Origin of the sequence: Streptomyces sp. NRRL F-2580, from assembly GCF_000720115.1 — a bacterium.
In the GTDB taxonomy this organism is placed as follows: domain Bacteria; phylum Actinomycetota; class Actinomycetes; order Streptomycetales; family Streptomycetaceae; genus Streptomyces.
Genome location: NZ_JOIR01000084.1, coordinates 1 through 6,566, shown reverse-complemented (window position 1 = coordinate 6,566; position 6,566 = coordinate 1). Strand labels below are relative to the sequence as shown.

Here is a 6,566-nt window from a genome sequence, read left to right as displayed (position 1 = left end):
CCTCTTCGTCGGCAGCGTCAGATGTGTATAAGAGACAGCCCCTGCCCCGCCCCGCCTTGGCGCCGCGGCCACCCAGGACGTGCGGTGAGTACGTGTGGGTGTGTGTCCCTGTGACTTCGGGGGAGAGGTGGGGTGGGGGCTGGTGGGATGGGGGGCTGGTGGGACGGGGCGGGGGAGGCCGTAGGGTTCCGCCTCGTGCACCGACTCGAGATATCCGATCTGATCACGGCGGTGGATCCCCACACCGGCGACCGGCTTCCCGTCCGGCGTGACGAGGTGATCCGCCGGCTCCGTGCCAATGGTGACGAACACGCCGCCAAGATCGTGGCCGGGCTGCCCACCGACCAGGACGGCGTTCTGGACCCCCGTGCCGTGGACCGTCTCCTCATCAGCGTGCACACCGAGCTGCAGCGGCTGAGCGAGGAGCTCCGGATCGGCGAACGCCTGCTGCACCTGCTCGGCCCGCTGTTCACGGCGATCCGGGCAACCGGCGGCCAGAGCGGCCCGTACCGGCTCGTCGACGTCGGCTGCGGCCTCGGGTACCTCATCCGCTGGCTGGCGGCCACCAACGCGCTGGGCGCGGACGTGGAACTGGTCGGTGTCGACCTGGATGCCGCGCTGGTCGGCGAAGCGGAGCAGCTCGCCCGTGCGGAGGGGCTGGACTGCCGTTTCGTCCACGGCAACGCCTTCGACCTGCCGCAGGCGGCGACCGTCTACGTCTCCACCGGTGTGCTGCACCACTTCCGCGGGCCCGCCCTGGGCGAGTTCTTCCAGGCCCAGGCCGCCTCGCCGGCGCAGGCCTTCTGCCATTTCGACATCGCCGCGACCCGCCTCGCTCCGATCGGTGCGTGGATCTTCCACCGTGCCCGGATGCGCCACCCGCTCGGCCGCCACGACGGGGTCGTCTCCGCAGAGCGCGCACACAGCGACGAGACGCTCCTGTCCGCCGCTGCCGCGCCCGGTATCCGGCCGCTGCTGTACGAGCCGCGCGGCGCGGCGAACCCGTTCTGCACCACGCTGCGCCCGATCATCGGGGTGCGCCCGCATCTGGAGGCGCCACTGCGCCGGGCCCTCGGGCGGGCGGAACGTCGGCTGGTCGGCCCCGAGCATCTCGCCGAGGCCGCCCGATGACGTCCGCCGTACCGGTCGCACTCCTCTTCCTGGGTCTGCTCGACGCGACGTTCAGCGGCTTCCGCGCCTACGCCGGCCGCGATGCCCGCATCCGCAAACACCGGGCCACCGCCCGCGCCGCCCTGCGCGGGCTGGCGGTCGGCGCCGTCGTGCTGCTCGCCCCCGTACTGACCGCGAGCATCGTGCTGTTGTCCGCGCCTGACCGGGCCGCGACGTACGACACCCTGAGCGCGGGAGGCCTCGGCTACCTGCTCCCGCTGACCGCCTACGCGGTCGCGGTACTGCTCTCCCTCGCTGCGTACTTCCTCCTGCCGTTCCGCGCCAGCACCCTCGCGATGGTCATCGGCCTGGGCCCCCTGACCCTGCTGCGGCCCCTCGCCCTGGCCGCGGCCTGCGCCGGCGCGTTCCTGGGCGGCGGATGGCCCGCGCTGCTGGTCGGCACGGTCGCGGGCGCGGCCGTGCTGTCCGTGGAACCCGTGGTGCACCGGCGCTGGTACCAGCCCGCGCTATGACACCCGGCCATCGAGCCCCTCGGCCCCGCCGGCACTTCACCGCAGCCAGGCCGGCCGCGACTCGGGCCCGCCCCGAACCCTGAAGGCCCCCGATCCCCGCCGGGAGGCCCAGGCTTGGCTGCCCACCGGGGCCTGCACTTACCGCCGGCCGGGCGTCCAGGTTCTGCGCGCCGGCCTGGCCCCGCCCGGGCCCGCCCGCCCGCCCGGCCCGGCCCGGCCCGGGCCGGGCCGGGCCGGGCCGGGCCGGGCCGGGCCGGGCCTAACGCCGTGTCGCCCGCACGTGCCACCGGATGTCCCGCCGGGCGGCAGAGAAGTAGATCGATCCAGAACACGCGCTTGGCGCTTGCGTAGGATTCCTGGCTCATGAGCCGGGTAGCCAGGTTCATGAACGGACGACGCCGGTGCGTTCTTCGGTGCGGCCGAACATTTTCGCGGCGTGGACGTCGTAGGCGGCGAGGTAGGTCAGGGCACCACCAGCGTCCGTAGGTGTGATTGACGCGCATCGCCCTGGTCTTGCCGGAGGCGAGGACGAGGTGGCAGCGGCGCCAGGCCTCGGTGGAAGCCTTCTCGGCCGTGCTGATGAGGCACTCGTCATCGTCGAGCTGTTCGCCCTGCCAGGTGCGGGCGTACAGGTCCAGCACCCAGGGGGCCTTCAGCCGAAAGCCGGGGCTGGTGATGAAGATCCAGGAACGGGGCTGCCGGGGCTTGAGCGCGTCCTGGGCCAGCCGGCGACGCAGGGTCGATGCCGACATGAACGGGCGATGCCCCGCCGGGCGGCCTCGCGGGCCAGTTCCGGGCACGACCAGCGCGAGAGAGTATGTCTCTCGGCAGGCAGGCAGGCAGGCAGGCAGGCAGGCAGGCCAGCGCCTTGGCCTCGGCGGCCTGCAGCGGCGTGAACGAGGCGCGGGACGGCCGCAGTGCCTGCTGTCTTTGAGCCCGGCCACCCGCTGGGCGAACGGGCCACGCCAGCGGCGCACGGCGTCCCAATGCAGCCCGGTCTCCCGGGTGATGCATGGATTGGAGCGTCCACGCGCGGCGTGCAGCACCCCCTGTGCACGCACTCGCACCAGGTGCTCGGTCTCGTGGCTGTAGGCCATCTTCTTCAACCGCACTCGCTCGGCGGCACTCGGGGCTATCGGACAGGCGGCGCGGACGGGCATGGCGGGCGAACCGATCGGCCGAGCTGGATCACTGGTCCCCCGCAGCCTGCCCCGCCGCCCCAGCCCCAGCCCCCGCAATGACCGGTGCAAGAGGCCACTTGGACAGGGAAAACGCAACTTCGACATGGGCCGCAGAGGCAGCTACCTTCACCTGGTCTTCGGCGATCGCCCACGGTCGCGCAGGAGTTCCTTCGGGCTGAGCCAACCGCGACGGGATGAGTTGGTCATGCCTTACGAACCCTCGCCCCCGTGCGAAAGCCACAGAACCGGGTCCACACCAGGCACCCCAACCAGGGAGAGACGCGTGCCCCATCTTGCGTTGTACACATTCGGCGTCCTGAAGTCACCTCTCGCCGATCCCGGACCTCTCACGCGCGAGTTCTACGACAGGGGTGAGGCCGCCTACCGGAGGATCAGCCAGCACCCCGGATACCTCGCGCGTGCTGAAGCGGTAGACGGTGACCGGGGCATGCTCTTCGAGGCGGACTGGGGTGCATGGGGAGAGTTCGCCGTACCGACCTGGTACGACAAGGGCCGTACGGTGGAAACCACGGCTCTGGCCGCGACACTCTCACTGTGGACCGACCTGCACCCCGCCTTCGACGCCATCTACACCGGTCTGCACCGTGAGGCGCTGAACAGGCGTTACGACTGGTTCGAGAGGACAGGGCACGCGAATTACGTGTGCTGGTGGGTCTCTGACGACGTGATACCCACCTGGCAGGACGGGGTTTCCAAACTGGAGCACCTCCACGACCACGGCTCCGCGCCGCACGCCTTCACCTTCCACCACTCGTTCGCCCCTGACGGAACTCCGACCAGGATCATCGGCATGGGGCCGAAGAGCGACCAGGTTCGCTGACAAGGAAGCCTGAACGACTGCGTTCGCTGTCAAACGCCTCGATTGATTGGCGGCGAACAGATGCGTCTGCGCTGCCAACCCCGGCAAGATTCGCGGAGCCGACCACTTAGCGTCGGCCCGATCGGGCCTCGCGCGCGCTACACGTGGGCGCAGTGCGATGTGTGTGAGCCCAGTGCGGCTTCGTGTGTTGGCGCTGCTGGTTGGTCGTGGGCTCGTGTTGGGTTTGGAGGTGTTCACGCCCGGGGGTGGTCTGGGGCGGTTGCCCCGGTTTCTGTGTCGTGGATGCCGGGTCACTGTCGTGGGATGGCGTGGGTGTGTTTGCCGGCCGGGGGTGGCGGTACCCGCGGCCGGTGCTCGAAAAAAGCTGCCGGACGGACATCGGGGCGTTGTTCGGCTCCGGCCGGCCCCGGAACGAGCCGACCGTCACCGCCAGCGCTACCACTGTCTGGGGCGGGGTCACCGTGTGGGCTGTCGCGGCCCATCGGGTGTATGGCGTGGGTGCGGGGGTGGCTGTGTGGCCGCCCCGGCCGTGCACGACCACCGGGGTGGGAACGGCTGGGTGTGCACGATCACCCGGGGGCGCTGGCGGGCCGGGGCCGGGCCGACCAGGCCGGCCCAGCGGTGTTAGGGGAGTTGGGGGTGGGGGTGGTTGGTGTGTGGGGTGGTGGTGGGGGTGTAGTAGACGGAGCGGCCTTGTTTGGTGCGTTCGAGGATGCCGCGGGCGACGCCTTGTTCGAGGGTGTTGCGGATGACGGTGGCTTGTACCTTGCGTTCGGGGTGGGTGGCGGTGAGGGTGTCGGTTACTTCGGCTGCGGATTTGGGTTCGGTCTGTCCGGCGATGGCTGCGGTGACGAGGTCGAGCCAGGAGGGGCCGTTTTCCTTTTTCGTCTCGGTCTTCTCGGTGGTCTTGCGGGCCCGCGGGGTCTTGGCCGCCGCCTGCTTGACTTCCGCTACTTTGGCGGGCTCTGCGGCCTTCGCGGGTGCCGGAACCTGCGCGGGCGCTGCTACCTGCGTGGGCGCTGTTTCGTTCTTGGGTGTCGTGGTCTTGTGGGGTTCCGTGGTCTTCTTCGTGCTGTGGGCCGCGGTGCGCGCGGCGGGCACCGCGGCGCGCTTCACACCGGCCTTCGCACCGGCCTTCGCGGCGGGGTTCGCATCAGGCTTCGCGGCGGGCTTGGAACCGGTCGGCGCTGCGGGCTTTGCAGAGGGCTTGGCGGCGGCCTGTGCTCCCGGCTTCAGGCCAGCCTGCGCACTGGTCTTCGCACGGGTCTTCGCGCCGGTTTTCGCGCTGGTTGTCACGTCGGGGTTGGTGTCGGGGTTGGTGGTGGGTGTGGGTTGGGTCGGGATGCCGAGGGCTTCCTGCATCTTGAGCAGGACCTTCTGACTTTCCTCGAGTTGTTCGAGTTGGTGTTGCAGGCGCTGCAGTTCGGTGCGTGCTTGTTGCTGTGCGGCCTGGTTCGCCGACAGGTCGCCGGCGATCTGCTGGGCGTAATCGTCCTGGACGCGTGTGCTGTTGGGGGCTGTGGTCATGGGTTCCTCAATCTTGGCCGTGAGGGACATGTGTTACGCGATGGTACGCACCTACTTGTACCCGTGACCCCGGATCAGGCACCAGGTATCGGCCGGTACCGGTCCCACGGACGGCCACGCCGGTGTTGTGCTATGCGGCACTCAACTCACACACCGCGGCACACAGTCGAGCCACCGCCGGTCCAACAGCCCGTCCGTTGCGCGCCTGTTGGCGGGCGGCGGGCCGGTAGTCGGCTCGGCCGGCAAGGGGGCGGGCCATGGCCGCTCATCGCGCCTCCCGCCGCCGAAAGGTCGAAGTGCGCGGGTGGTGCGGTCACTCCCTCGGGGAGGCGGAGTCCCGGCCCCGCGTCGTTGAAGGCGTGGCGGCGGACTCGCGGTCACTGCCTCGGGGAGGTGGAGTCCGGGCCTCGCGTCGCGCGGCGTCGTTGAAGGCGTGGCGGCGTGCCCGCGGTCGCCTCGCGCATGCCCGTTGGCGTGCGGCCGGCTGGTTCTCGGCTCGGTCCGCATGGAGGTGCATCGTGTCGTGGTCCCGCCTCCCGGCCTTCCGCCGCCGAAAGGTCGAAGTGCGCGGGTGGTGCGGTCACTTCCTCGGGGCGGCGGAGTCCCGGCCCCGCGTCGTTGAAGGCGTGGCGGCGGGTTCGCGGTCACTGCCTCGGGGAGGTGGAGTCCGGGCCTCGCGTCGTTGAAGGTGTCGAAGGGGGGCCTGCGGTCGACCCGCGTACGCCTGTTGGTGTGCGGCGGGCCGGTGCTCGGGCCGGTCCGCAAGGAGGCGCATCCTGGTCACACATCCCGGCCTCCCGCCGTCGAATCGGCGAAGTACACGGGCCGCGGCGTCGTTGAAGGCGTGGCGGCGTGCCCGCGGTCGCCTCGCGCATGCCCGTTGGCGTGCGGCCGGCTGGTTCTCGGCTCGGTCCGCATGGAGGTGAATCGTGGTCACGCCTCCCGGCCTTCCGTCGTCGAAATGGCGAAGTGCGCGGGCGGGGCGGTCGCCCCCTCGGGCGCGCGGAGCCCGGGCGCGGCGTCGTTGAAGGCGTGGCGGCGGGCCTGTGGTCGCCTCGCGCACGCCCGTTGGCATGCGGTCGGCCGGTACTCGGCTCGGTCCGTATGGGGGTGGGTCCTGGCCGCATCTTTCGGCTTTGCGCCGTCGAATCGGCGACGTGCGCGGGTGGTGCGGTCACCGCCCTCGGGGAGGGGGAGTCCCGGCCTCGCGTTGTTGAAGGCGGCGGCGGGTCCGCGTTCATTCCCCTTGGGGACGCGGAGCCCGGGGGTCGTGTGGTTGAGGGGGCCGCGGCGGTCCGCGGTCACCGCGTCGCTGAAGGTCCCGTGTGCCCGACGGGGCGGTGGTGGGCCCGGGAGGCAGCCATCCGCACCCCC

Annotated in this window: 4 protein-coding genes; 3 read left to right on the top strand and 1 reads right to left on the bottom strand. The window is 71.0% G+C overall.

Going from position 1 to position 6,566, the window contains the following annotated elements:
- Positions 1-195: 195 nt before the first annotated feature.
- The 3 genes from IF88_RS0139370 to IF88_RS0139360 all read left to right on the top strand — a co-directional run bounded on the left by IF88_RS0139370 (position 196) and on the right by IF88_RS0139360 (position 3,665).
- Entirely contained in the window at positions 196-1,131 is a 936-nt protein-coding gene (locus tag IF88_RS0139370) for a class I SAM-dependent methyltransferase (RefSeq protein ID WP_030724275.1), read from the top strand.
- Positions 1,128-1,643: a hypothetical protein gene (locus tag IF88_RS0139365; protein ID WP_030724272.1), complete on the top strand. Its 516-nt coding sequence runs from the start codon at positions 1,128-1,130 to the stop codon at positions 1,641-1,643. The genes IF88_RS0139370 and IF88_RS0139365 overlap by 4 nt, the downstream gene beginning before the upstream one ends.
- 1,464 nt (positions 1,644-3,107) lie before the next feature.
- Positions 3,108-3,665, top strand: a complete 558-nt coding sequence (locus tag IF88_RS0139360; RefSeq protein WP_030724269.1) for a DUF3291 domain-containing protein — start codon at positions 3,108-3,110, stop codon at positions 3,663-3,665.
- Positions 3,666-4,289: 624 nt separating this feature from the next.
- On the opposite strand, the gene IF88_RS47095 is transcribed toward IF88_RS0139360, so the two are convergent.
- Entirely contained in the window at positions 4,290-5,222 is a 933-nt protein-coding gene (locus tag IF88_RS47095) for a hypothetical protein (RefSeq protein ID WP_158754916.1), read from the bottom strand.
- Positions 5,223-6,566 lie beyond the last annotated feature (1,344 nt).